The organism is Thermobacillus sp. (assembly GCF_003390775.1).
Classification (GTDB): domain Bacteria; phylum Bacillota; class Bacilli; order Paenibacillales; family Paenibacillaceae; genus Thermobacillus; species Thermobacillus xylanilyticus.
In genome coordinates this window covers 1-26,358 of sequence record NZ_QEWA01000026.1, presented here as the reverse complement: position 1 = coordinate 26,358, position 26,358 = coordinate 1, and the positions used below count along the sequence as shown (strand labels likewise).

At 60.9% G+C, this 26,358-nt stretch carries 16 protein-coding genes and 2 pseudogenes; 3 read left to right on the top strand and 15 right to left on the bottom strand.

Features of this window, described 5'->3' with window-relative positions:
• Positions 1-82: 82 nt before the first annotated feature.
• The gene (locus C6W55_RS03200) at positions 83-997 is read left to right on the top strand and encodes a carbohydrate ABC transporter permease (protein WP_015256126.1); all 915 of its coding nucleotides are present in this window, start codon (positions 83-85) and stop codon (positions 995-997) included.
• Positions 994-1,818, top strand: coding sequence for a carbohydrate ABC transporter permease (locus C6W55_RS03195; protein ID WP_015256127.1), 825 nt, complete (start codon positions 994-996; stop codon positions 1,816-1,818). Before C6W55_RS03200 ends, C6W55_RS03195 begins: the two co-directional genes overlap by 4 nt.
• Positions 1,819-1,916: 98 nt before the next feature.
• Here the strand turns inward: C6W55_RS03195 and C6W55_RS03190 are convergent, their stop codons facing one another.
• From C6W55_RS03190 to C6W55_RS03120, 15 genes and pseudogenes are all read right to left on the bottom strand, one after another.
• Complete coding sequence (locus C6W55_RS03190; protein ID WP_015256128.1) at positions 1,917-2,711, bottom strand: ABC transporter ATP-binding protein; 795 nt, start codon at positions 2,709-2,711, stop codon at positions 1,917-1,919.
• Entirely contained in the window at positions 2,711-3,634 is a 924-nt protein-coding gene (locus C6W55_RS03185; protein WP_015256129.1) for an ABC transporter permease, read from the bottom strand. The genes C6W55_RS03190 and C6W55_RS03185 overlap by 1 nt, the downstream gene beginning before the upstream one ends.
• A gap of 64 nt (positions 3,635-3,698) precedes the next feature.
• A complete protein-coding gene (locus C6W55_RS03180; RefSeq protein ID WP_286891443.1) occupies positions 3,699-4,790 on the bottom strand; it encodes an ABC transporter substrate-binding protein in 1,092 nt (363 codons plus the stop codon).
• A gap of 252 nt (positions 4,791-5,042) precedes the next feature.
• Positions 5,043-7,734: pseudogene (locus C6W55_RS03175) on the bottom strand (family 78 glycoside hydrolase catalytic domain).
• A 153-nt stretch (positions 7,735-7,887) separates the two neighbouring features.
• Positions 7,888-10,782, bottom strand: coding sequence for an alpha-L-rhamnosidase (locus C6W55_RS03170; protein WP_286891442.1), 2,895 nt, complete (start codon positions 10,780-10,782; stop codon positions 7,888-7,890).
• Between the two features lie 30 nt (positions 10,783-10,812).
• Positions 10,813-11,643 (bottom strand): carbohydrate ABC transporter permease, encoded by an 831-nt coding sequence (locus tag C6W55_RS03165; RefSeq protein ID WP_015256133.1) that lies wholly within the window; start codon positions 11,641-11,643, stop codon positions 10,813-10,815.
• A complete protein-coding gene (locus tag C6W55_RS03160) occupies positions 11,640-12,506 on the bottom strand; it encodes a carbohydrate ABC transporter permease (protein ID WP_015256134.1) in 867 nt (288 codons plus the stop codon). Before C6W55_RS03160 ends, C6W55_RS03165 begins: the two co-directional genes overlap by 4 nt.
• 81 nt (positions 12,507-12,587) lie before the next feature.
• Complete coding sequence (locus tag C6W55_RS03155; protein ID WP_286891438.1) at positions 12,588-13,940, bottom strand: ABC transporter substrate-binding protein; 1,353 nt, start codon at positions 13,938-13,940, stop codon at positions 12,588-12,590.
• Positions 13,941-14,083: 143 nt separating this feature from the next.
• Positions 14,084-15,553 carry a response regulator gene (locus C6W55_RS03150; protein WP_286891437.1) on the bottom strand — a complete coding sequence of 490 codons (1,470 nt, stop codon included), beginning with the start codon at positions 15,551-15,553 and terminating at the stop codon, positions 14,084-14,086.
• Positions 15,531-17,309 carry a cache domain-containing sensor histidine kinase gene (locus C6W55_RS03145; protein WP_286891435.1) on the bottom strand — a complete coding sequence of 593 codons (1,779 nt, stop codon included), beginning with the start codon at positions 17,307-17,309 and terminating at the stop codon, positions 15,531-15,533. The genes C6W55_RS03150 and C6W55_RS03145 overlap by 23 nt, the downstream gene beginning before the upstream one ends.
• A 177-nt stretch (positions 17,310-17,486) precedes the next feature.
• Positions 17,487-21,179 carry a glycoside hydrolase family 31 protein gene (locus tag C6W55_RS03140; protein WP_286891434.1) on the bottom strand — a complete coding sequence of 1,231 codons (3,693 nt, stop codon included), beginning with the start codon at positions 21,177-21,179 and terminating at the stop codon, positions 17,487-17,489.
• On the bottom strand, positions 21,176-22,000 hold the full coding sequence (locus C6W55_RS03135) for a carbohydrate ABC transporter permease (protein WP_286891432.1): 825 nt from the start codon (positions 21,998-22,000) through the stop codon (positions 21,176-21,178). Before C6W55_RS03135 ends, C6W55_RS03140 begins: the two co-directional genes overlap by 4 nt.
• A complete protein-coding gene (locus tag C6W55_RS03130; RefSeq protein WP_286891431.1) occupies positions 21,993-22,898 on the bottom strand; it encodes a carbohydrate ABC transporter permease in 906 nt (301 codons plus the stop codon). The genes C6W55_RS03135 and C6W55_RS03130 overlap by 8 nt, the downstream gene beginning before the upstream one ends.
• A 116-nt stretch (positions 22,899-23,014) precedes the next feature.
• Complete coding sequence (locus C6W55_RS03125) at positions 23,015-24,307, bottom strand: ABC transporter substrate-binding protein (protein WP_483316345.1); 1,293 nt, start codon at positions 24,305-24,307, stop codon at positions 23,015-23,017.
• A gap of 196 nt (positions 24,308-24,503) precedes the next feature.
• Entirely contained in the window at positions 24,504-25,541 is a 1,038-nt protein-coding gene (locus C6W55_RS03120) for a LacI family DNA-binding transcriptional regulator (protein ID WP_286891427.1), read from the bottom strand.
• A gap of 456 nt (positions 25,542-25,997) precedes the next feature.
• Here C6W55_RS03120 and C6W55_RS03115 point away from each other — a divergent pair.
• A pseudogene (locus tag C6W55_RS03115) lies at positions 25,998-26,358 on the top strand (IS1380 family transposase); the annotation flags it as partial.

Sequence of the window (26,358 nt, the reverse complement as noted above, 5' to 3'; positions counted from 1 at the left end):
GCTCGCGGATGCGGCCGCGCGTCGCCATCCCCGGCGGACCGGCCGGGTCCGTCCGGAATCCCACGCGCCAGGAGGGTGGAGCATGGAAGCGGCCAAACGCAGGCGGATGCCGTATCTGTTTCTCTCGCCGTATCTGTTGTTCTACGCGGCTTTCGGGCTGTTCCCGATCATTTTCTCGTTCTATGTCAGCCTGACCGACTGGGACGGCATCCGGGACAAAACGTTCATCGGGCTGGACAACTACCTGCATCTGTTCAATCCGAATTCCTACTTCTTCAAGTCGATCGGCAACACGCTGCTCTTCGTCGCTGTCTCGCTGCCGCTGCAGATCGTCCTCGGCCTCGTCATCGCGACGCTGCTCTACAGCCGCGCGGTGAAAGGGCGGGCGTTCTTCCAGCTCGTCAATTTCATGCCGTATATCGTCACGCCGGTCGCGATCGGCCTCATGTTCAACCTGCTGTTCGACTGGCAGGCCGGCGTCGTGAACAAGCTGCTATTGCATTTCGGCTTCATCGACGAAGCGATCTACTGGCTCGGCGAGGCGTTCTATGCGCGGATGGTCATCATCCTGATGCTCGTCTGGAAAGGGTTCGGCTACACGATGATCTTCTACCTGGCCGGGCTGGCGAACATTCCGAAGGACTTGCTCGAGGCGGCCCAGGTGGACGGGGCGACGGGCCTGCGCGCCTTCTTCTCGATCACCTTGCCGCTGCTCCGGCCCGTCACGATGTTCATCGTCATCACGGGCATCATCGGCGGGTTCCAGCTACTCGAGGAACCGATGCTGCTGCTGACCGGCTCCGGCATGGGGTCGTCATCCGCCGTCATCGGCGGACCGGACCGCTGCTGCCTGACGGCCGTCTGGAACATGTACGACACGGCGTTCGGCAGCACGACGCGCTACGGCCTCGGCGCCGCGATCGCCTGGGGGCTCTGTCTCATCATCGCGCTGTTCTCGTTCCTCGGCGTGAGACTGTACAAGGGGGATGCGGAATGAAGATGAACATGACGCTGCGCTCGATACTCGCCACGACGGGCATCGCGCTGCTCTCCCTGTTCTCGCTGCTGCCGTTCTACATCATGATCATCATGGGCACGCATGTGAACGAGGATCTGTTTCGCAAGATCGTCCTGTTGCCGGGCAGCTATCTGATCGAGAACTTCAAGACGGTGGCGGCGAGCCGTTTTGATCTGGCCTACTGGAACAGCTTCGTCGTGTCGGCCGCAAGCACGGTGCTCTCCGTCTTCGTCAGCGCATTCGCGGGTTTCGCCTTTGCCAAATACGATTTCAAACACAAGAACCTGATCTTCTCCGCCATCCTGCTGACGATGATGATTCCGTCGCAGCTCGGCATCGTCGCCTACGTCATCGAAATGCGCCACCTCGGCCTGTCGGGCACGCTGATGCCGCTCATCCTGCCCTGGATCGCCAACGCGTTCGGCGTCTTCTGGATGACGCAGTTCATCAAGGGCGCCGTGCCGAACGAAGTGCTCGAGAGCGCCCGGATCGACGGCTGCTCGGATCTCGGGCTGTTCTTCCGCATCGTGCCCGCGTTCATCATGCCGGCGGTTACGACGCTGTCGCTGCTCGTGTTCCTGTGGTCCTGGAACAACTATCTGCTTCCGCTTATCATCATCAACAATCCGGATCTGTATACCATTCCGCTCAGCATCACGACGCTCGGCGACGCGTACCGGACCGACCTCGCCGCGCAGATTCTCGGGCTGTCGATCGGCACGCTGCCGGTGCTTATGCTGTTCGCGTTCGGCTCGAAAAGTTTCATCCGCGGGCTGACGGCCGGGTCGGTGAAAGGCTAGGCGCCCGCGGCCTTCTCCCTCAAAGAAAAGCGACCGCCAGACCCGCGAGGGTCGTGACGGTCACGGCAAGGAACGATTTGGACGAGATCATGTCCCGGTCACCCGAGGACGATGCGGTCATCGGACAGTTTATGGCCGCTGATTTGTTCGAATTCGCCGAGCAGCCGCTCGACGGTGAGCGACTTTTTCTTATCCGGATCGATGTCCAGGATGATGCGGCCCTTGTCCATCATGATGAGCCGGTTGCCGAGCCGGATGGCCTGTTCCATATTGTGCGTCACCATCAGCGTCGTCAGCCGCTGCTCTCGCACGATCGTCTCCGTCAGTCGCGTGATCAGATCCGCGCGGGCCGGGTCGAGCGCCGCTGTATGCTCGTCCAGCAGCAGGATGCGCGGATTCGTGAACGTCGCCATCAGCAGGCTGAGCGCCTGGCGCTCCCCGCCCGACAGCAGGCCGACTTTCGCGCGCAGCCGGTTTTCGAGGCCGATGCCGAGCCGGGCGAGCTGTTCGCGGAACATCTCCCGTCTCCGGCGGGTCACCCCGAACCGGAGGCCGCGGCTCTGCCCCCGCTTGTAGGCCATCGCCAGATTCTCTTCGATCGTCATGCGCGGCGCGGTGCCCGCCATCGGGTCCTGAAACACGCGGCCGATGAAGGCGCTGCGCTTGAACTCGGGCATCTGGGTGACGCTCTGGTTGTCGATCATCACATCCCCCATGTCCGGACGCATCGCGCCGGAGATGATGTTCATCAGCGTCGACTTGCCCGCGCCGTTGCTCCCGATGACGGTCACGAAGTCGCCCGGATTGAGCTGCAGGTTGATGCCGGCGAGCGCCGTTTTCTCGTCGACGGTACCCGGATTGAACAGCTTGTAGATATTCGTCAGACGAAGCATCAGCGTCCCGCCTCCGATCCCGCCAGCTCGCGAGAGCGTTTGTAGGCCTGCTTCTTCATCGTCCACGATCGCGACGCCGTCGGCACCACAAGGGCGATGATGACGATGACCGCCGTGATCAGCTTGACGTCCGACGATTCCAGCCAATCGACGCGCAGTGCGAGCGCCACGACGATCCGGTAGACGATCGAGCCGAGCACGACCGCCAGCGTCGCGCGGAAGACGGTCTTCGCGCCGAACAGCGCTTCGCCGATGATGACGGACGCCAGACCGATGACGATCATGCCGATCCCCATCGAGATGTCGGCGAACCCTTGCTGCATGGCGATGACCGCGCCGGACAGCGCCACGAGCCCGTTGGACAGGCTGACGCCGATGATTTTCGTCGTGTCCGTATTCGCCCCGAAGCTGCCGATCATTTTGGCATTGTCCCCGGTCGCCCGCAATGCAAGCCCCAGATCGGTCTTGAGGAACGAGTCGATGAGCAGTTTGATGATCACAATCACGACCGCGATGACGATCAGCAGCATCCATCTGCGGTCCCGCTCAATCGGCGGGAAGATCGTGTCCATGCCCAGCAGCGACACGTTGGGCCGGCCCAGAATGCGCAGATTGATCGAATAGAGCGCGATCATCATCAGAATGCCGGACAGAAGGCCGTTGATCTTGCCCTTCGCATGCAGCAGGCCCGTAAGCGAGCCGGCAACAAGCCCGCCGGCCAGCGCCGCCGCCGTCGCGAGCCACGGGGAATAGCCGGCGTTGATCATCACCGCGGCGATCGCCCCGCCGGTCGTGAAACTGCCGTCGACCGTAAGGTCCGGGAAATCCAGAATCCGAAACGTGATGTAGACGCCGAGCGCCATCAGAGCGTACAGCAGCCCGGCTTCCACCGATCCGGACATCGAAGTCCAAATTGCTTGCATGATGCTCGTCCTCCTGACACACGAAGGGAGTGAACGAAAGACCGCTCACTCCCGTTGTCGTCCTTTACTCGATAATGTTGTTCGCCGGATCTTGCACGACCGCTTTCATCTCGTCGGTCACGTCGATGCCTTGCTCAGCAGCCGCCTTCAGGTTCAGGATGAAATCGAGTTTGTCCGGAAGTGTGACAGCGAGTTCAGACGGTTTCTTGCCGTTCTTCAGAATCTCGACAGCCATCTGTCCGGCCTGGTAGCCGTGGTCGAAATACTTGAACCCGACGGTGGCGAACGCGCCGCGCTCTACCGTATCGCGGTCGCTGGAGAAGAACGGAATGTCATTCTCGTTCGCGACCTGGATGACCGCATCGACGCCGCTGACGACCGTGTTGTCGAGCGTGATGAAGAACGCGTCGGCGCGGCCGACCAGCGACTCGGCTGCCTGTTTCACTTCGGAAGTGTTCGCGACTGCCGCTCTGACCGCCTGGATGCCGTGCTTCGCCAGTTGCTGCTCGGCGTTCTCGGCCATGACGACGGCGTTCGTCTCGCCTTCGTTGATGATGATGCCGACCGTCTTGACGTCCGGGAAGTGCTCGGCGATGAAGTCCATGAGCTGCTGGACGGCAGCCGGGTTCGTGTCCGAGGCGCCCGTGACGTTGCCGCTCGGCGCTTCCATGCTGTCGACAAGCTTGGCTGCCAGCGGATCGGTTACGGCAGCGAACAGCACCGGCGTATCCTTCACCATCTGGGCGACGGATTGCGCGGACGGCGTCGCGATGGCCAGCACCAGATCATTCTTGTCCGCCGCGATCTTCTGCGCGATCGACAGGTTGTTCGTCGAGTCCGCCTGCGCGTTGTTGTAGTCGATCGTCAGGTTGACGCCTTCCTCGAGACCGGCATCTTTCAGCGCCGCGATGAATCCTTCACGGGTTGCGTCAAGCGACGGATGCTCCACATACTGGGAGATCGCGATCCGGAACGACTGCTCCGCGCCCCCGTCCGGTTGCTCCGCATTTCCGGCCGGCTGTTCCGCGTTCGTGCCGCCGGACGCATTCGAATTGCCTCCCGCATTGCCGCCGGCATTGTCATTCTTGCCTTGACCGCAAGCCGCCAGCATGACGGCCAGCAGGCCGATCAATAACAAGTACCCCGCTCTTCTCATATCCCACTTCTCCTCGTCATAACGGACGTTGATCCAGCTTGTACAATTCCGCGGGAGGAGCATACCGCCGCGAAGGCGAACGCCCAAAGCGAGCTCCCGTGCGGAATGTAAGCGTTAACATCCATAATGTATGAAGTAACATAAACTATGATATAAGGAGTGTCAAACATTCGTCAATTGATAAAATTGGCGAATTTGGACCCGCTTACAAATTAATTTGATTAATTGCCATTTTGCATGTCGATGCGTCATTTACTTGGTGCGAAACAGATTGGCCGCCTCGTAGGCGAACCGGTATTCCCCGGAGCCGATCTCCACTTCCACGCCGTGCTCCGCAGCGGCAATCGACTGAATGCCTTCCGGATACGGACCGCCCGCTCCAACGGGCCGGCCGTCGATGTTCAGGCCCGCAACCGTCGCCCCGCGCAGCACCACCCGGGCCGTCGTATTGGCCGGGATGATCGCTTGCACGTGCATCCGGTTGCCGTCCGTCTGCCATGCCGTCTCGATCCTGCCGTACATGGACCGATACGATGTCTTCGCGCGGCTGAGCAGCCCGGATCCGAACAGCGGCTCGATGCGGATCCGCTTGAAACCGGGAACGGCGCCGTCCATGTCCAGACCCGCAACCCTTCGGTACATCCATTCTCCGACGGCTCCGTATGCGTAGTGGTTGAACGAGTTCATGTCGTCGCTCCAGAACGTGCCGTCCGGCTTGATGCCGTCCCAATGCTCCCAGATCGTGGTGGCGCCTTTTGAAATGGAATAGAGCCACCCCGGGTATCCTTCCTGCAGCAACAGGCGGACGGCCGTGTCATGATAGCCGTAATCGGACAGCACCAGGCAAAGATAAGGCGTTCCGAGGAAGCCCGTCGTCAAATGATAACCGTTCCGAATGATCATTTCGTTCAAATCCCTGGATATGCGCGGCGCGGCATCGCCCGCCAGATCGAAGGCGAGGGCCAGCACGTGGGCGGTCTGCGTCTGCGCCGTCATTCGTCCGTCGCCGGTGATGAATTCGTTGCGGAACGCCTGGACGACTCGGGCATGCAGCTCGCCGTATTTCGCCGCATCCTCCGTCTTGCCGAGCACGCGGGCCGCTTCGCTCAGCAGCCTCGAGGAGTAAGCGTAATACGCCGTGGCAATCAGCGGCCGCGGCGTGGCGCCGACATAGCTTCCATCCTCGGCATCCAGCGCCACCCAGTCGCCGAAATGAAAACCGGTATTCCACAGGTATTCGTTGTCGCCCTGGGCGCGGATGTATTCGACCCACGCCTTCATGCTGTCATACTGCTCGGCAAGCAGCCGGCGGTCTCCATAGTAACGGTACACCGTCCACGGGCAAATGACCGCCGCGTCTCCCCAGCCGGAAGAGTTGGCGTCGCCGATCACGTCGGGAACGACGAACGGCACACCGCCGTCGGGGCGCTGTTCGGCCTTCAGATCGCGCAGCCATTTCGTGAAGAAAGGACCGCCATTGAAGTTGTACAGCGCCGTGGCGATGAACACCTGGGCATCCCCGGTCCAGCCGAGCCGCTCGTCCCGCTGCGGACAGTCGGTCGGCACGTCGAGAAAGTTGCCGCGCTGCCCCCACCGGATGTTTCGCTGCAATTGGTTGACCCTTTCGTCGGAACAAGAGAATTCGCCCGTAAGCGGCATGTCCGAATGCATCACTTCCCCGACGAAGGCGTCGAGCGGCAGCTCGTCTCCCGGCCAGCCTTCGACTTTCACGTAGCGGAAGCCCATAAAAGTGAAATGAGGCGCGTACGTTTCCCGTCCTTCTCCCCTGGCGGTGTACACAACGGTTTGCTTGGCCGTGCGCAGATTGCCAAAGTAAATGTTGCCGTCCTTGTCCAGCACTTCCGCGTGGCGCAGCACAATCGTCGTGCCTGCCGGCGCCTCGAGCGTGAACCGGATGCGGCCGACCATGTTCTGGCCCATATCCAGCACCTTGTCGCCGGCCGGCGTCACCAAGGATGCGATCGGCCGGATCGTCTCCGTCACGCGGACCGGCCAGTTCTCCTGCGGCACGAGGGTCTCCATCGGCAGGTCGATCGTTTCCGCCGGCGCCCAGTCGTCATCCGCATAACCCGCTACGCTCCAGCCGTCCCGCTCCAGGCGCGTCGTACGTCTCGCCGTCATAGATCGTCGAGTACGTCACCGGGCCGGTCGCCGCGCGCCAGGATGCGTCGGACGCGACCATTTCTTCGCTTCCGTCTTCGTAACGAATGTGGAGTTGAACCAGAGCCGCTCTTCTGTCCCCGTATTTGAAATTCCTTTTGTCGAATGCGAGGCCGCTGCGGTACCAGCCGTCGCCGAGATGGACGCCGACGGCGTTGGCCCCGGCCCGGAGCAGCTCCGTCACATCATAGGTCTGGTATTGCAGCCGGTACTGGTAGCTGGTCCAGCCGGGCGACAGTTCTTCGTCGGACACCCGCCGGCCGTTCACGTACAGTTCACACACTCCCGCCGCCGTGGCGTAAATCCGGGCCTCCTTCACGCCGTCCTTCACCCGGAACGCCTTGCGCAGCAGAAACGCCGCGTCCGTCTGCGGATCGATGGCGGAAGCCGCCGGCGCAATCCACCTCGCCTGCCATTCGGACCGGTCCAGCAAGGTCGTCTCGAATACGGCCGGCTCGCTCCAGGGCGATTCCTCGCCGGCGTCATCCCATACCTTGACCCGCCAGACATACTTCGTGCGCGATGCCAGCTCCGGCCCGCCGTATTCCACCAGCACGGATTCGCCGCTTTCCACCCTGCCCGAATCCCAGACCGGCCGGTCGAAATCGCCGTCTTCCGCGGCCACCGCAAGCCGGTACGCCCGTTGCAGGACTCCCTGCCGGCCGGCTTCCAGCCGCCAGCTGAGCCGCCGCCTGCGCACGCCGACGCCGAGCGGATTTCGCCGGTATTCGCAGGTCAAATCCGTCGCAACCAAATTCCCCATAAGCGTTCCCTCCTCCGCATTCGCTCATCTCGAGTTCCATTATTATTACAAAGGATCGTTCCGATTGGGAAGAATTTGTTATATTCAAATAGATTATTATATGGAATAAACAAAGCCGCATCTGCGATGCGGCTTCAATAATGCAAGCATGATTCATTTCTCTTCTGCGAGCTCCTCCAGCACCCGTTCGACCATCTCACGGGTCACGCGGCTCATGCCGTTCTCCGCCAGCTCCCGAAGCGTGGATGTGCGCAGGAAGTTGAGCGACGGCGATTCGAACAGATGGGGCATGTGGCGCCGGACCGCCCATTCCGCGCGTTCGTCGGTCAGCAGTTCCAGCAGCCGGCTGGACGTCGTGTACCGCTTGCGGAACAGATTCACCGCCTCGTAGGCGAACCGATATTCTCCTGATCCGATCTCCGCTTCCACGCCGCGATCCGTCGCGGCAATCGACTGGACGCCTGCCGGGTACGAACCGCCCGCGCCAACGGGCTGACCGTCGATGCTCAATCCCTCGACCGCCGCCCCGCGCAGCACCACCCGGGCCGTCGTATTCGCGGGAATGGACACCTGCACCTGCACCCGATTGCCGTCGATGCTCCATGCCGTCTCGATTTTGCCGTACATGGACAGATGGGACGTCTTCGCGCGGCTCAGCAGCCCCGCGCCGAACAGCGGCTCAATATGAAGCCGCTTGAAACCGGGAACGGCGCCGTCCATGTCCAGACCGGCAACTTTGCGGTACATCCATTCCCCGACGGCGCCGTAGGCGTAGTGGTTGAACGAGTTCATGTCGTCGCTCCAGAACGTGCCGTCCGGCTTGATGCCGTCCCAGTGCTCCCAGATCGTGGTCGCGCCTTTGGAGATCGAGTACAGCCAGCCCGGATAGCCGTCCTGCAGCAGCAGGCGCATAGCCGTGTCGTGGTAGCCGTGATCGGACAGCACCATGCACAGGTACGGCGTTCCGAGGAAGCCCGTCGTCAGATGGTAGCCGTTCTCGATGATCAGATCGTTCAGATCCCGGGCGATGCGCGGCGCGGCGTCTCCCGCCAGATCGAAGGCGAGCGCCAGCACGTGGGCCGTCTGCGTCGGCGACGCCATCCGGCCGGTCTTCGTGATGAATTCGTCACGGAACGCCTGGACGACGCGGGCATGCAGCTCGCCGTATTTCGCCGCATCCTCTGTCTTGCCGAGCACGCGGGCCGCTTCGCTCAGCAGTCTCGAGGAGTAAGCGTAATACGCCGTGGCCACGAGCGGCAGCGGCGTCGCGCCGACGTAACTGCCTTCCTTGGCGTCGAGCGCCACCCAGTCGCCGAAATGGAACCCGGTCTCCCACATGTATTCGTTGTCGCCCTGGGCCCGGATGTATTCCACCCACGCCTTCATGCTGTCGTATTGCTCGGCGAGCAGACGCCGGTCGCCGTAATACCGGTACACCGTCCACGGACAGATGACCGCCGCGTCGCCCCATCCAGACGAGCTGTGGCCGTCCGCCACGTCGGGAATGACGAAGGGCACGCCGCCATCGGCTCTCTGCTCGGCCTTCAGGTCGCGCAGCCATTTCGTGAAGAAGGGACCGCCATTGAAGTTGTACAGCGCCGTGGCGATGAACACCTGGGCGTCCCCGGTCCAGCCGAGCCGCTCGTCCCGCTGCGGGCAGTCGGTCGGCACGTCGACGAAGTTGCCGCGCTGACCCCACTGGATGTTCCGCTGGAGCTGATTGACCCGCTCGTCGGAGCAGGAGAAGTCACCCGTCCGCGGCATGTCCGAATGCATCACTTCCCCGACGAAGGCGTCGAGCGGCAGCTCGTCTCCCGGCCAGCCTTCGACTTTCACGTAGCGGAAGCCGAGGAACGTGAAACGGGGAGCGTAGGTTTCCTTGCCTTCACCTTTGGCGATGTAGGTGACCGTCTGTTTCGCGAAGCGCAAATTGCCGAAGTAGATGTTGCCGTCCTTGTCCAGCACTTCCGCATGGCGCAGCACGATCGTCGTGCCGACCGGCGCTTCCACCGTAAAGCGGATGCGTCCGACCATGTTCTGCCCCATGTCGAGCACCTTGTCGCCGGCCGGCGTCACGAAGAAGGCGATCGGCCGGATCGTCTCCGTCACGCGGACCGGCCAGTTCTCCTGCGGCACGAGAATATCCATCGGCAGGTCGATTGTTTCCGCCGGCGCCCAGTCGTCATCCGCATAGCCCGCTTCGCTCCAGCCCTTCCGCTCCAGGCGGGCGTCGTAAATCTCGCCGTTGTAGATCGTGGAGTACGTTACCGGGCCGGTCGCCGCGCGCCAGGACGCGTCGGTCGCGACCACTTCTTCCGTGCCGTCTTCGTAGCGGATGTGGAGCTGCAGCAGGGCCGCGCGCCTGTCCCCGTACTTGTAGTTCAGTTGCTCGAATCCCATGCCGCTGCGGTACCAGCCGTCACCCAGATGGATGCCGACGGCATTGTCGCCGGACTTCAGCAGTTCCGTCACATCGTAAGTCTGGTACTGCAGACGGTATTGATAGCTGGTCCAGCCGGGCGACAGTTCTTCGTCGGACACCCGCTGTCCATTCACGTACAGTTCGTATACTCCCGCCGCCGTGGCATAAATCCGGGCCGCCTTCACGCCGCCCTTCACCCGGAATGACTTGCGCAGCAGGAACGCCGCGTCCGTCTGCGGATCGATGGCGGAAGCCGCCGGCGTGATCCAGCTTGCCCGCCATTCCGAGAGCTCCAGCAGCGTCGTCTCGAACACAGCCGGTTCGCTGGCGGCCTCCCGGCCGGCGTCATCCCATACCTTGACCCGCCAGACATACTTCGTGCGCGATGCCAGCTCCGGCCCGCCGTATTCCACCAGCACGGATTCGCCGCTTTCCACCCTGCCCGAATCCCAGATCGGCCGGTCGAAATCGCCGTCTTCCGCGGCAACCGCGAGCTGGTACGCCTGTTGGAGGATTCCCCGCCGGCCGCCCTCCAGCTTCCAACTGAAGCGCGGCCTGCGCACGCCGATGCCAAGCGGGTTCGTCCGGTATTCGCAGGTCAAATCCGTCACGATCAAGTTCGCCATATATAAGTCTCCTCCGTCCTCATGTTTCCGTTATCCTTTGACGGATCCGGCCACCATGCCCGCCACAATTCTCTTGTTGAAGAAAATGAACAGAATCAGCGGCGGAATCGTAATCAGCAGAATGTCGGTAAACAGCAGATTCCATTTCGAAATGAACTGGCTCGTAAAGTTGTACAGGGTAAGCTGCAGCGTGACGTTCTTCGAACCCGGCAGGAAGTAGAGCGGATTGACGAAATCGTTGAAGATGACGACCGCCTGCGTCACGATGATCGTCGACGTCACCGGTTTGAGCAGCGGGAAAATGATCTGGAAAAACAGCCGGTAACCGCCGTATCCGTCCACCACCGCCGCTTCGTCGATATCTTTCGGGATGGTGCCCATGAAGCCCCTGTACAGCATGACGCAGAACGGGAAGCCGAGCGCCACTTCCACCAGCACGAGGCCGGTCATCGTCTTGAACAGACCCAGGCCGTTCAGTACCCAGATGGTGGGCACGACCGCGGGCGGAATGATCAGCCCCGCCAGCACGAAGAAGGAAATCCAGGGCGAAGCCTTGTCCTGGCGGCGTTGCATGACGAAGGCCGCCATGGAGCTGACCACGGTCAGCACCACAATGGACAGCACCGTGAGCAGCGTGCTGTTCCAGAATGCGCGGACCAGCATGTAGTCGCGGAAGACGAACACTTCCTTGATGTTCTGCCACAACCGGATCTCCGTCGGCCAGTCCAGATTCATGCGCGCCGCTTCCTGCGGGTTCTTCAGCGCCGTCAGGATGACGAAATAGAGCGGCACCCAGAACAGAATGATGCTGAGCGCCACCGATACGATTTCGATGGTCAGCAGACGCCCCTTTCTGCTCACAGGTCCACCTCCTTCCGGGTCAGGAAACGGGACAGCGGGAAGGCCAGCAGGCTGACGAACAGGAACAGGATCACGTTGCCAGCCGTCGACAGACCGTAGAAGCCGGCCTGATACTGCTTATAGATAATTGAAGCGATGACGTCCGTGGAAAATCCGGGGCCGCCCTTCGTCATGGCCCAGATCAGATCGAAGCTGCGCAGCCCGCCGATGAAGGCGAGGATGATGACCGAGTTGGTCGCCGGACGGCTGAGCGGCAGAATGATATGCCAGAACTTGTGCCACGAGCCGCCGCCGTCGATCTGCAGCGCTTCGTAATATTGCTCGGGAATGGACATGATCCCGGCAATATAGATCACCGTCGCAAAACCGACGCCCTTCCACACGTCCACCATCGCGACGGACAGCAGGGCGATGGACGGGTTGCCGAGCCAGTCCGGACCCTTGATGCCGAAGAACGACAACGTCTCGTTGATGAGCCCCGTCGTCGGATGCATCATGACGCTGAACGTGATGCCGACGGCGATGGTGCTGACCAGTGTCGGGAAGAAGACGACGGACCGCAGATAGTTTTTGATCCGGAGGGCGCCCGTGAGCAGCACCCCGAGCAGCAGACCGAGCACAACCTTGAGTCCGCACGTGACAACCGCGTAAATAAACGTGTTCCGGAACCCGATGGACAGATAAGGCTCCTTGAAGAACGTGATGAAGTTGTCCAGTCCGATGTATTCCCAGTCCGACAGCGTCCAGCGCGTCAGACTGAAGAAGAAGGACAGAAATGTGGGGACGATGAAAATGATGATGTAAACAATCGCCGCCGGCACCAGGAAGCTGTAACTGTAAATCTTTCTGTGCAATTTGCTCAAGCGGATCTCCTCCCGATACTGAAGCAAACGGCTCTGCCTTGCCGCAGAGCCGATTGCCCGTTGAGCGGATGATGCCGGGTATTACCAGCCTTCCAGACCGAGTTGCATTGCCTGCTTCGCGACGTCCTGGTCATACAGGGCCGCCGCGTCTTCCGGCGAGCGCATGCCCGCGCCGACTTCGACCGTCAGTTGCTCCAGCATCGGCCCTTTGACCGGGGACAGGAATTCGAGTGCCGGAGACGTCTGGCCTTCCGCATTGAAGTAAGGCATCATGTCTTTGACGACTTGCGGCACATCATCCGGCAGTTCCGCGCCTTTGACGACGAACGGACCGGATGGCGTGGTCACGCCGGAGATGATTTCCGCGCCTTCCACCGATGCGATGAATGCGAGGAACTGTTTCGCTTCTTCCGGATGCTTGGTGTTGGCCGAGATGTAGGCCGAGTCCGGCATCCACACCGTCAGGCCGACTTTGTTCGGATCGTCGCCGGGTTGGGCGAAGAAGCCGATGTCGTCGATGAGATCCGGGAAGTTTTGCTCGATGACCGGAACGGCGAAGCTCAGCATCGGATAGTGCGCGCCCTTGCCTTCCGCCAGCATCGCCAGCGCGGTGTCATACGTGGTGGCCAGCAAATCTTCGTTGTAGTAGCCGACCGTCTCGCCGAGCTTCTGGAAGCTGCGCAGCGCGGCTGGCGTGGTCGCGTACTTCGCCTTGTTCGCCGTGTAGTCGTTCGCGAAGTTCGGCTCCGCTTGCTGCACGTTGTAGTAGTCCGCCAGCACGATCAGCTGGCTCGTCCAGGTATCCTTGTAGGAACCGATGATCGGCGCGACGCCGGTGCCTTTCAGCTTGTCGAGGTTGGCCATCAGTTCGTCCCAGGTCTTCGGCACGGACAGACCGTGTTCTTCATAGATTTTCTTGTTGTAGAACCATCCGCCGGCGACCGAGGAGCGGAACGGCACGCCGAACACTTTGCCGCCCGAGGATACGACCGGGAGGTACGATTCGAGCAGGTTGTCCAGGAACGCTTCGCCCGACAGGTCGAGCAGATTTTGTTCCGGATTGAGCGCCTGCAGAAGCGAGCCGGAGTTGTAGAAGAAGACGTCGTTCATGTCGCCGGTCGCCAGGCGCGTCTTGACGAAGTTGTCGCCTTCGGTGCCTTGCGGGCGCGTTTCCAGCTCGATTTCGATGTGGGGATTCTTCTCGGTGAACGCCTTGTTCAGGGCTTCCCCGATATTGATGGAATCCTGGCTGTTGTCCACGAGCAGCGACAGTTTGACTTTCTCCTTCTTCTCGGCCGAGCTTCCTTCGGACGCGCCGTTCGTGCCGGACGTACTGCCGCCGCTGTTGCCGTTGTTGTTGCTTCCGCAAGCGGACAGGAGGCCGGCGAGCAGCAGCAGGCATGCCAGAATCATGCCGATGGATTTGCGTTGCACGGATGGTATCCCCCTTTGATGTGCGATAGTCGCGGTTGCAGGTCCCGGGTTCCCGCTTGCGTCCATTGTAATTGCAAACGCTTCCTTCATAAATCGCGATCTTTTTTGGATCGGGGTCCGAATTTTTAGTGCCGGCCGGATGCTCATGACGACAACTGGGAATCCCGGTATTGTCCGGGCGTCATGCCGGTATGCCGCTTGAATACTTCGCCGAAATGGCGGGGATTCATGTAGCCGACCCGGTCGCTCACTTCGCTGATCTTCATGCCTTTGCGCAGCAGCGACTTGGCCAGTTCCACCCGGTTGCGGGTCAGGTACTGAATGAACGTCTCGCCGGTCGTTTCCTTGAACAGCACGCTCAGGTAGGCGGGATGGAGACCGACGAAGGACGCCGTCTCCTGCAGGGACACGTCGCGGAAGGCGTTCTGCACCACGTATTCCTTGGCCTTCTCGATCGCCGAATGCTTGTCCCGGTCCCGGCTCGCGGCGGCCTGTTCCGCAAGCCGCTCCAGCCGCTCGCGGAACCATTCCGACAGCCGGCCTTCGGCGGCGGCTTCGGCGATCTCGATGTGGGGTTTTCCGGACGGGTCCCGATGTTCGCCGACCGCTTCCTCCGCCGCGTAAATGATTTTCAGCATTTCGCTCTCCACCGTGTCGGGGTCCGGCTTCGACTCGAGGATCTCCCGCAGGAAGCGGTCCGCCTCCTCCGCGACCATCGTTCTGCTGCCCGCCCGCAGCGCGAGCAGGATCGCCTCTTCGAGAGCCGACAGGCGGCTCGGGTTGTCCGAGCCGGAACCGAGCTCGCCGAACCGGACGGCTCCGCGGATGCCCAGCAGTTTGGCGGCCTTGTGCGCCTGCACGGCCTCCCGCCAACTGGCGTGCGCCTCCTCCGGCGGATGCGTCAGACTGATGCCGACCGCCAGGCCGGCGTCGTCCAGTTCGTCAACCAGGCTGTCCCAATGGGCGGGCGGAAGGTCCATATAATGGAACATCACGGCCAGATGATGCTTGTCGTCCCGCAGACGGATGGCGCGATAGGCCGGATGCTCCGGCAATCGGAACGGCTCCGCGGCCGCCAGCACGGTGACGCCGGCCACGCGGTCGCCTTCCGGGCCGAATTGCTCCCGCCAGGCCTGCTCCGCCTCCTTGCCGAACAGCAGCAGCTCCCAGACCGCCTTCTTGAGCAGCGCCTCGTCGGTATCCTGCAGCTTCCGCTCCATCGATCGGATTGCCGATTCCCGCTCGATCCGGCCGAGCACCTTGCCCAACGCCCGCTCGATGGCCTCCTCCGTGATCGGCTTCTCCACGTAGTCGGCCACGCCGAGGCGGATGGCCCGCTTGACGTACTCGAACTCGTTGAATCCGCTGAACACGATGCAATGCGTATCGGGCGCTTCCGAGAGCACCGTCTCGATCAACTGCAGTCCGTCCAGTCCCGGCATGCGGATGTCGGTGAGCACGATGTCCGGCTTCACCCTGCGGATCAGTTCCAGGGCGGACAGTCCGTCTTCCGCCGTGCCGGCCAGACGGATCCCGAGGCCTTCCCAGTCGATCATGATGCTCAGGGCTTCCAACACGATATACTCGTCGTCACACACGACCGCCTTCCACATGCACCGATCCCCCTTTGCCAGGATTGAAGCGAATCTCGATCCGGGTTCCGTCGCCGGGCGAGCTCCATACCGTGAAGGCGCAATGGTCCCCGTAATAGAGCCTTAGCCGTTCCCGCACATTGCGCAGCCCGTATCCCTGCTCGATGAGCGCGATATTCTCCATGCCGACACCGTTGTCTTCCACGACGAAGACCAGCTCGTCACCGTCCTGCCTGCCCGTGATCCGGACCAAGCCGTCCCCCGGCTTCGGCTCCAGTCCGTGATACACCGCGTTCTCCACCAGCGGCTGCAGGATCAGCTTGAGCATCTCATATTTCATCACATCCGGCTCCACATCCATTTCAAGGCGGATGCGTCCCTTGTAGCGGATGTTCTGGATCGTCATGTAATGCTCGATGTGCTTCAGTTCCTTGAAGACGGGGATCGTCTCCTTCCCCTTGTTCAGGCTGAGCTTGAAGCTTTCCGACAGCGCCAGGGCCATCGTGGCGGCTTCCTCCGTCTTCTTGAGCCGGGTCATCCAGTAGATGGAGTCCAGCGTGTTGTACAAGAAGTGGGGGTTGATCTGCGCCTGCAGCGCGCGCAGCTCCGCTTCCCGTTCGCGCAGTTCCGCCTGGATGAGCCGGGCGTCCAGCTCCATGTTCTGATACGCCACGCGGAGGAAGGTTTCTCCGATTGTCCCGACTTCGTCGTCATTGAACTTCACGTTGAAATCGAGGGTGCCCTTGTTCCAGTCGACCATCATTTTCTTCAGCCGCAGCAGGGGGCGCGTAATCCCGCCGGATACCAGGTACGAAATGGTGAGCGCCACCACCGCGATCAGCGCGGCGATGAGTCCCGTGTAGGTGCCGATCCGGTTCGACCGGGCAAGCAGTTCCTCTTTTTGGAGGAGATGGATGAAGTGCCAGCCGGTCGAGACGTTGCGATAATCGCTGACCAGATAGCCTTCGTTTTCCCATTCGGCGATCAGATCGTCATAGGTGACGGCCTCGTCCCGCGGGTCGCTCCACTTCTCGGGATAGAGGATATGCACCGCATCGTCCGTCGCGTCGACGACCACGAAATGACCGTAATCCCGGGTGGCCTGAGAAACGTTCTGGAACAAGGAGACGGACAGATTGGTGACCAGCAGGCCGAGCGGTTTTCCCTGAATGCTCTCCGGGTCGCGGAACAGCTTGACGGTCGAGAACGAAGTTGTCGATCCGTCCAGCACGTTGTAGCTGAAGAACACGACGCGCCCCTGCGCCTCCACCGCTTCCCGATACCAGTCCGATTGTTCGATCAACGTCTTCTTGTCCGGCCCCTCGTACTTCCCCGCATTGTCCGGCCGTCCGAGACAGTAGGTCTGATAATAGTTGTCGAAAATGCACAGCGAATCGACGAAACGCGTATCGAAGGAGTTGCTGTTGATGACGCGCTGCAGCCGGTTGATGGTCAGTTCGTTCATTTCACTGAGCTCCCGGCTGTTGCGGATTTTGCTGTTCCTGAGGTCGTCCAGAATCTCGTCGTTCAGCACGATGAACCGGTTCAGATTGACGATGTTGCGAAAGAGCAGGTCGGCCACTTCGCTCGTCGTCTGCAGATGGTCGCCGTTCGACTCCAGAATGGACTCCGTCAGCGTGTCCCTGGCGATGTTGAATGACAGAAATCCGAGAAAGAACAGGGGCGGAAGGGATACGACAATCATCGCCGCAAACAGGCGGTCGCGGATGCGGAGCCGGCGGAATCGGGCCATCCATTGTCGTTGTTTCTCGGGCATGACGCATCCCCACCCTCGATCGCTGTTGTCCGAACCTTTCGGGAGTTCAATCATTATAAAGAGTCTCACGGAAAATTGAAAGCGCTTCTTATTTGGGTGGATGTCCGAATTTTTAATGCGGCCGACAAAAAAAGCCGGCCAGGATGATTCCCGACCGGCTGCTTTGACATTTCGGTTTCATGATGCAAAATGAATCCGCCATTCGCTCGCACACTCGTCCGTCTTGATATACAGATCGCCGCCTTGCACCGCGTATCCGCCCGGCTGCAGCACGTGCGGCACTTCGACCCGGCGCAGATCCCTCGACGCGCCGTCCGTCACCGACCGGACGCCAGGCACATCGCGCACGACGATCGTGACCGCCGGAGCCGCGCACCGTCCGTCGAGGCGGACATGCAGCCCGTCCGGCGTACGCTCCGCCTGAATGCGGACGCGGCTTCCCAGATCGTCCTCGAACGTCTCGTCCAGGCGCTCCCGCACGAACAGGCTGAACGTCAGGTTCACATAGCCGTCGACGCGGTTGCCGACGTCGCCCGGCAGCGCATAGTCTTCCGGCAGGTTCCAGGCCACGACGCTGTCCTGCCGTTGGAACACCGGTATGTCCTCGATGGCGGCTTCCACCCGCACCATACGGCCGCCCAAGACCGAATCGCCGCCGAACAGCGGCAGCCACAAGCCTGCCGGCAGGTAAACGTCCTTCACGGTCCGCCCTTCCTCCACGACCGGCGCGACGAGCAGCGCGTCTCCGAACATGTATTGCTCCTTGAGCCGGGCGCAGCGCGGATCGTCCGGATACGCGAGGGCCATCGCCCGCATCAGCGGAATGCCTGTCCGGCTCGTCTTGATCGCCTGGTCATAGATATAAGCCAGCAGGTTCATCCGCAGGTCGGCGTAACGCTTGTACAGCGTCAGCACCCACGGCTTGCCCGTCCGCTCCGCCACGTTCCACGGTGTGCGATCCTGGTTGAACTCGCCCTTGGATTCGGCGTGGTATTGCATGACCGGGCAGAACGCCGCCATCTGCGCCGACCGCACGTACAGTTCGGCGATCGGGATGTCGCCGTGGAAACCGGCCAGATCCCAGCCCCAGAACGGAAGGCCGGACATGCCGCTCGTCAGACCCGCGATGACCGAGCTGCGGAACGCCTCGAAGGTGGAGCGCTCGTCACCGGCCCAGTGCAGCGGGTAATTCTGCGCACCGGAATAGCCCGCGCGGCTGAACGTGACGGCGTCGCCGCCGGTGAGCTCCTTGGCGAAGGCATGGTAAGCGCCAACGTATTCATTCGGATAGAGATTGCGCATCTCGAGGCCGCTCCGTCCGTCGTGAAAAACGACATCCCCGTAGATGCACTCGCCCCCGTCCGTCTTGAAGCCGTCCACGCCGATGTCCTCGATCAAATACCGCCGCTTGCCGAACCACCATTTGCGCGTCAGCGGGTTTGTAAAATCGGGCACGAGACTGTCCTTGAACCATTCATAAGGCGGAATCCGGTACGGCTCGCCGTCCGCCCGGCGGACGACCAGCCCGTGCTCCAGGGCGGTCTTCTCGTCTTCATCCCGCTGGGCATGGGGAAGACCTTCCATGAACTTGATGACCGGAATCTGCCACAGCAACACGCGGATGCCTTGGGCGTGAATGTCCTCGACCATCCGTTTCGGATCCGGCCAGCGCCCCCATTCCGGGAAGCGGAAGTCTTCGTACCGGTGCGCGTCCAGACCGGGCTTCGGCTCATACTGGCAGTCGTTGAAGATGTAGAACGTCGCCTCGTCGCTCCATTGCTCCAACACGATCACCGTGGCCGGTATCCGGTGGCGGACCGTCTGCTCCACCTGCTCCATCGTGACCGCCTGGCTGTCCCAGTTGTTGCTGGACATCCACGGTCCGAACGCCCACTTCGGCGGCAACGCCGGCTTGCCCGTCACATCGGTGTATGCCTTAAGCACATCGGACGGCGCGCCCGGGAACAGGTACCATTCCGTTCGGGGACGGTCGGGCAGCACGTCCACTTCGGCTTCGAACCGGTCACTCAGCCGGGTGCCGAACCGGAAGACGGAGTACATGCCCGTATGGAGGAACAGGCCGTAACCCTTCGAGCTGATCGCGAGCGGAACCGGGATATACGTCCGCATCCCCTGGCTCCGGTACTGGTTGAACACATAGTGATCGACGTCGCGGCCGGCGTACTCCAGGTCGGCGTACCGCTCGCCCGTGCCGTACATCCGCTCGTCCGGCTCCAGACGCAGATTGAGCCGCAGCTTGTGCACGGCGCCATCCCCGTCGGTGAGCGCTTCGAACGGCGCCGTCCCGCCGAGGTCGTACGTCCGCGCGACGATCCGGCCTTGTGCGTCGCGCAATACCAGATGCCCGCTCTCGGCGTCCACGCGCAGCCTGTAATTCCCGGCGACAACCTCACCGTCCCACGCCGGATCGTCCGCCGCCTCCAATTCGCCGCCAACATCGAAAACACAGCGCAGCGACCGGCCGTTCTCGACGGTAAAGGCAATGCGCGGATAAACGGCGCTTCCTTCGAACGGGTGGAAGATCAGCTCCGCTCCGCCCTCCCGCTTGCGCAGTGACGCCGGCTCAAGCGCCCGCCAGCCCCGAACCCGGAACGTGTGCGGCTCGGACACTGCCGTCGTCTGCTCGTCAGTTGCGACGAACCGGTAAGCCACTTGGCTGCCGAAGCCGAACCTCCCCAGCTCCGCGCGCCAGACCGGCAGGCCGTCCTCCGAAACGCCGGGTTCCATCGGAATGGATACCGCGCTCCCCCAGTCGTCCCCGTCCGCCGCCAGCTGCACAACCACCTTCTGCGACGGGCGATACGGCTCCGTCCGGACACTTACCGTCACCGCGTCGCCTTCTTCGGGATCCCTGGGAAACCGCTCAACTGCTTCCTTAATATACGGCGAGCGGCTGCCGGCCGGCCGGTGCACGATCCGCAGATCCGGGCCGCCCGCGGCGCCGGACGCGGACTTCTGTTCCAGGTTGAGCCGTGCGATTTCGTACACGATGCAGGCCAGATCGCTTTCCCGCGGAGGACCGGAAGTTTCGAGGTCATACCGGGCATAGAGCGGCACGACCGCGGATTCGGTGTCGTATTCCGCCAGTTTCCCGTCACGCTCCCACTGGCGCCTGACGCGGTCCAGCAGCTTCGCGGCCCGGGTGAGATTGCCGCGTTCCGAGTAATACCAGGCCAGAAGCGCCGTCAGATCCGGCCGGACGCATCCCCCGTACCGCGTGTCATGCTGCGAGAACCGGACGCCGCCATCCACCAGATGTTCTTCCACCCAATCCACCGCGTTCACCATGACAAGATCCCCGGCGTTGAACAGGCCGAAGGGAACCGCCGCGACGCCGATGTCCCCGGTAATCTCGCGGCTGCCCAGCACGCCGACTACGCCGCCCTGATGCATCATGCCGGTGAAGACGAATTCGCGGATTTCCCGCAGCAGACGCCCCGCCTCTTCGTCCCGGAGATGAAGGCCCGCCGCCCGCAGTCCGCCGGCGGCAACCGCCAGATTGCCGAGGAAGATGCCCCGGCCTTCCGGGATCAGCCAATGCAGATGCGGCCGGTTCCATTCGCGGCCGATGACGGCCACGGCCTTCCGCGCGGCGCCGGCGTATTCCTGCAGCGCGTCCGCTCCTCCGGAAGCGGCCGCGTATTCGCCGAGCGCCCACAGCCAGAAGGCGGACCCGAGAAAATCTTCCCGCTCCTCCACCCGAACCGCCAGTCGCCGCAAGTACGTCTCGCATCCGTCGTACCGCTGTTTCATTTTCACATCGAGGTAGCAGAGAAATGCCGCCGTCCTCACGTCCAACTCATCCAAGCGGGCGCGAATGGCATCCAGTTGTCCCAGCACATCGTTCATCCTTTCACACCGCCCACTTGCAGGCCGGCTTTGAAATGTTGCTGTGCGGCGAGGAAAACGGCCACGATCGGCACGATCGAGATCAGGCTGCCCGCCATCAGCGTGTTGTAATCGGTCGCGTACTGCCCGCTCAGCTTGCTGAGCGCAAGCGGAAGTGTCATCTTGTTCGGGTCGGTCAGCATGACAAGCGGCCACAGATAATCATTCCACGCGTCCATGAACGCGATGACCGCAAGGGTCGCCAGGATCGGCGCGCTCAGCGGAATCATCAGCCGGACGAAGATCGTGCGGTGGGAGGCGCCGTCCATCACCGCCGCGTCAAGATATGCATCGTTCACCGTCCGCATGTGCTGGCGCAGCATGAAGATCGCGAACGCGTTGAAAATCGACGGCGCGATGAGTCCCGTGAACGTATTGATGAGCTGCAGTTCCTTCATCACCAGGAAGAGCGGGATGAACGTCACCTGCTGCGGAATCATCATCGTCGCGAGCACCGCGGCGAACAGCACCTCGCGGCCCCTGAACCGCATCTTGGCGAATGCATAGGCCGCCATGGCGGCCGCCGCCAGCCGCACGACGGTCGTCATGACCGAGACGAAGGCGCTGTTCAGGATCGTCCGCGCGAACGGGAAGACGTCGAACACCTTGCGATAGCCTTCGAAGCTGATTTTCTTCGGAATCCATTCGATCGGCAAGGCAGTGAGCGCCCCTTTGCTCTTGAGCGACGTGCTGATCATCCAGAAGAACGGGATCATGACGATGACCGCGATCGCCGTTGCCGTCACGTAGAAGAAAAAGGGGCCCGCGTATCGCCTAAGCATCGTAATGCACCCACTTCTTCTGCAATTTGAGCTGCAGCCATGTGAACAGGAAGATGATCGCGAACAGGATGAAGGAGAAGGCGGAAGCATACCCCATCTTGAAATAGCTGAACGCGTAGCGGTAAATGCGTTCCACCATGACCTGCGTCGCCCCGTGCGGTCCCCCGTCCGTCATGATCATCACCTGCGGGAACAGCTGGAACGAGAATATGAGGCAGATGACCGTCACGAAGAACGTGATCGGCGACAGGAGCGGCAGCGTAATGTGCCGGAACCTCCGCCAGGGGCCCGCGCCGTCAATCTTCGCCGCTTCATAATAGGACGAATCGATGCCCTGCAGGCCGCCGAGAAAAATGAGCGCGAAGAATCCCATGTCCTTCCAGATGCTTGCGAGCACGATGCCCGGCATTGCCCAATTCGGGTCGTACAGCCAGCCCGGCCCCTTGATGCCGAATTGGTTCAGCAGATCATTGACGCCGCCGTATTCCGGGCTCAGGATCGATTTAAAGATGAGCGCCCCGGCCACCCAGGAGGTCAGCACCGGAATGTAGAACAGCACCCGGTAGACGGAGACGCCCCGGTAAGGACGGTGGAGCAGCATCGCCGCAGCGATGGACGCGATCAGGATGAGCGGGATATAGAGCACGATGTATACGGCGGTGTTCCGCAGCACGCGCCAGAACTCGTCGCCGCCGAGGATCGAAGCATAGTTGTCCAGGCCGACGAATGCCGGCACACCGTCTTGCAGCGCGATCGGTTTGAGTCCGTCCCAATCGGTGAAGCTCAGGACGAACGCGCCCGCCACCGGGATGATGTTGAACAGCATCAGACCCGTAAGACAAGGCAGGAGAAACCCGATCGCCGCGAACCATCCGTAACGCTTGCTTACGTGCGGCATGCTTCCCTCTCCTCCAAGACTTCAAGAATCACTTGATCGCCCGCCGCCTTCCTTGCAGAGACGGTTCGGCACGGCACCGTACCGGCGCCGTGCCGATGCCAGGGGCATGAAGTGCGTTACTGCAGCTTGATCCGCTGCTCAAGCTCCTTCTGCGCGTCCTTGAGCGCGTCGGCCGGTGATTTCACGCCGTCGCGCGCGGCCTGGAGATGCAGCCCGATGATGTCGGTCATCTCCGCGTTCTGTTCCACGACCGGCGGCGTCACCAGATAGTTCAGCGAATCGAATACCGCCTTCTTGTTGTCCGGAGGCGTGACCTGCAAATACTTCTCGAGCACGTCCTCATAATTGACAGCCGGCAGTTCCCAGCCCGCGTCGACGCGGATTTGCGCCGCTTCCCTGCTGGCCGACATGAACTTCAGCCACTCGAACGCCGCCTCGGCCACCTTGCTGTCCTTGTTGATGACCAGGCCGTTGGAGAAGAAGTGCGTCGCCTTGGCCGTGTTGCCCGGCTCCACTTCGATATCCCAGTTGAACGTGATGTTCTGGGTGAAGTCGGGAAATGCCCAGATGCCGGTGACGAGCATGCCCAGACGGCCGGATTTGAACAGATCCCAGTCGCCCATGCCGGCCATTTGCGCTTCCGTCGGCATGACGTTCGTCTTCAGCACGCGGTCCACCATATGTTGAAGCGTTTCCACGTTTTGCGGCGTGTCGACCGTAAATTGCGTCATGTCCTCGTTCATCAGGCTGCCGCCGTTCTGCTGCACCTTCTTGTAGAATTCCCAGAACTGAATCGGTTGATAGATGCCGAAAATATTGTCTCCGAGCGCCCGGATTTTCTCCGCCGCCGCATCCGCGTCCGCCCAGGTCCAGTCGCTCGTCGGATAGCTCACGCCGGCCTGGTCGAACAGATCCTTGTTGTAGAACAGCACGACGTTGGAGAAGCTGGCCGGCAGCCCGTACTGCTTGCCGTCCGTGCTGAACGCCTCCAGCGCGTTCCTGTTCAGCACCGACGTGTCGAAACCGGCGAACATCGGCGTCAGATCGAGCAGCACACCCTTCTTCGCGTACGAGACGAAGTTTTCATAGTTCAGTTCATAGGCGTCGGGAGCCGTGCCGCTCGCCACCCGGGTCTGCATCTGGGTGAAATAGTCGTCATAGGCCAGCGTCTCGATTTCGACCTTGATGTCCGGATGCTGCTTTTCGAACTCTTCTTTCATTTTCTGCAGATGTTTCTCGTTCTCTCCCGAAGCGGAGAAGTTTGTGAACTTGACCGTGACCGTCTCAGACTTGCCGCCGGAATCGCCCGAACTTTGGTTGCCCTGTGACGATCCGCCACCGCTGTTCGATGTTGTTCCGCCTGTGTCGCCGGTCGATTTTCCTCCGCCCGAGCAGCCCGCAATCAGCATCGCCATGACCAGCAGGCAAAGCGCCAGTAATTTCCACTGTTTCCCATTCCACTTCATCGCTGATTTCCCCCTATTGCGTGGTTTGTGCCAAATGCCTTGTGCCGTCTGACAACCCAAACGATCGAACGCCGAATCTCGGGTCTCACCTCCGATTCAGACTAAGCCGCGTCAATCCGCGCATTTCCGGGATCGGCGGCTACAGCGAACGCACGGTCTGCCGCTCCACGATGGACAGCGGGATCTCCTCCATTTTCCTGTCGACGCCGTCCGGTTCGTCGGATTCGATAATCTCGAGCAGCAGTTCCGCGGCTTTCCTTCCTTTCAGGGCGATATCCTGCCTGACCGTCGTCAGCGGCGGCACAAACATGTGCGACAGGAAGATGTCGTCGAACCCGATCACCGAGATGTCTTGCGGAACATCCTTGCCGGATTCCTTGATTCCCTGGATGACGCCGAAGGCGACCATGTCCGCCGTCGCGAAGACCGCCGTAATCTCGGGATGTCCCGCGGCAATGGCCTTGCCGGCTTCGTAGCCGTACGTGTAGCTGACGGAATGCTCGAATACGCAGTCGGGATTGTAGAAAACACCCGCTTCCTGCAGGGCGCGCTTGTAACCGAGGAACCGTTTCTCGACGACGCCATCCTTGCGGATGCTGCCGGTGACAAGTGCAATATTGCGGTGCCCGCGGTCGATCAAGTACCGGGTGGCCAGATAGCCGCCCTGCTCGTCGTCGATGCCGACCTTGCTGAAATAGGTGTCGTTGATGTAGCTGTCGATCAGCACGATCGGGATCTTCACTTCCTTCAGCTCCGCGTAGAACTGCTCGGGATAGATGCCCATGATGATCGCGCCGTCCAGATTGCGCTGCACCGAGATGTCCAGGTAGCTTTTGCCCTTGTCGACGCCGGACAGGATGAGATGGTACCCGTGCTCGCGCAGCTTCGATTCGATGTTGCTCACCATTTCGCTGTAGAACGGATTCTCGAGAATGAGCTGCTTGCTGTCCTCGGTCTGCGGAATGATGACGCCGACCAGCTTGGACGCGTTCTTCACCAGGCTCCTGGCCGAGAAATCCGGTATGTAGTTGAGCTCCCGGATTGCTTCGCGGATCTTCTCGACCGTCTCGGGCGACACCCGGTTCTCCTTGCCGTTGAGCACGTACGACACCGCCGCGGTGGATACGCCGGCGTGTCTGGCCACGTCTTTGATCGTCGTTCTTCGCTTCAAGATCATGACCCCTTTAATGTTAAGCGTTTAACCTCGGTTTGCAAAAAATATGCGGGAAACATGGGGGATTGGCACGGACAAACCGAATTTTCTCCCGTGTATTCGCAGTGATCGGGTTCGTTATTACGCTTGTTTCCCGTTTTTCTGTGTGGAATCATGCTGTGAGGGCACCGGTTTTTATTAAACGTTTAAGTTAAGTATAAACGCTTTCATTTTGGATTGCAATCCCTTATTTTGCTCCGGACGGACTCCCGAAGGCCATCTAGTGCAAACATACATCACATTCGGCCTGTCAGAGAATGTAAGAATGCATCCGGTCAACGCTTCATCAGGTTAATCATTCTTTCGGTTAAACCTGAATTTCGAAAGTAACATACTCTGAAAATATGAAAAGTGCTCCAAATCTTTGGTAGAATGGTGTTTATGCGAACAACATCACCCAAAGAGAGGAGCACCCTTAAGGTGAAGTTTACCACACCCATTCATAAAATCAAAACAGAATTTTCGTTGGAACATGCAACTAGCTTTGGCGGATTCAAAATATTCTTAGCCTACCTTGAAAAAATTAAACTGGCCAATGCGTTACAATCGCTTCCCACTGCCAAGGCCGGCAACTCCCTTTTTTCCGTCCACAAGATCCTGCTTTACCTCATTATTGGTTGGGTGCTCGGCTGCGAGCGGATTTTTCATTTCCGAAGGCTGCAACATGACGCCCTCATCCGACGATTTCTCGGCGGTCGTTGTCCACATCATTCCTTGCTGTACAAAGAACTGGTACGTTTGCGTCAGACTTGCCCGACTTTGCAGATGGACCTGCGGCGTT

What these genes read in the sequence shown, in the direction of transcription:
- C6W55_RS03200 (WP_015256126.1), top strand. Translation starts at nt 83, where the DNA reads ATGGAAGCGGCCAAACGCAGGCGGATGCCGTATCTGTTTCTCTCGCCG.
- C6W55_RS03195 (WP_015256127.1), top strand. Translation starts at nt 994, where the DNA reads ATGAAGATGAACATGACGCTGCGCTCGATACTCGCCACGACGGGCATC.
- C6W55_RS03190 (WP_015256128.1), bottom strand. Translation starts at nt 2,711, where the DNA reads ATGCTTCGTCTGACGAATATCTACAAGCTGTTCAATCCGGGTACCGTC.
- C6W55_RS03185 (WP_015256129.1), bottom strand. Translation starts at nt 3,634, where the DNA reads ATGCAAGCAATTTGGACTTCGATGTCCGGATCGGTGGAAGCCGGGCTG.
- C6W55_RS03180 (WP_286891443.1), bottom strand. Translation starts at nt 4,790, where the DNA reads ATGAGAAGAGCGGGGTACTTGTTATTGATCGGCCTGCTGGCCGTCATG.
- C6W55_RS03170 (WP_286891442.1), bottom strand. Translation starts at nt 10,782, where the DNA reads ATGGCGAACTTGATCGTGACGGATTTGACCTGCGAATACCGGACGAAC.
- C6W55_RS03150 (WP_286891437.1), bottom strand. Translation starts at nt 15,553, where the DNA reads ATGTGGAAGGCGGTCGTGTGTGACGACGAGTATATCGTGTTGGAAGCC.
- C6W55_RS03145 (WP_286891435.1), bottom strand. Translation starts at nt 17,309, where the DNA reads ATGCCCGAGAAACAACGACAATGGATGGCCCGATTCCGCCGGCTCCGC.
- C6W55_RS03140 (WP_286891434.1), bottom strand. Translation starts at nt 21,179, where the DNA reads ATGAACGATGTGCTGGGACAACTGGATGCCATTCGCGCCCGCTTGGAT.
- C6W55_RS03135 (WP_286891432.1), bottom strand. Translation starts at nt 22,000, where the DNA reads ATGCTTAGGCGATACGCGGGCCCCTTTTTCTTCTACGTGACGGCAACG.
- C6W55_RS03130 (WP_286891431.1), bottom strand. Translation starts at nt 22,898, where the DNA reads ATGCCGCACGTAAGCAAGCGTTACGGATGGTTCGCGGCGATCGGGTTT.
- C6W55_RS03125 (WP_483316345.1), bottom strand. Translation starts at nt 24,307, where the DNA reads ATGCTGATTGCGGGCTGCTCGGGCGGAGGAAAATCGACCGGCGACACA.
- C6W55_RS03120 (WP_286891427.1), bottom strand. Translation starts at nt 25,541, where the DNA reads ATGATCTTGAAGCGAAGAACGACGATCAAAGACGTGGCCAGACACGCC.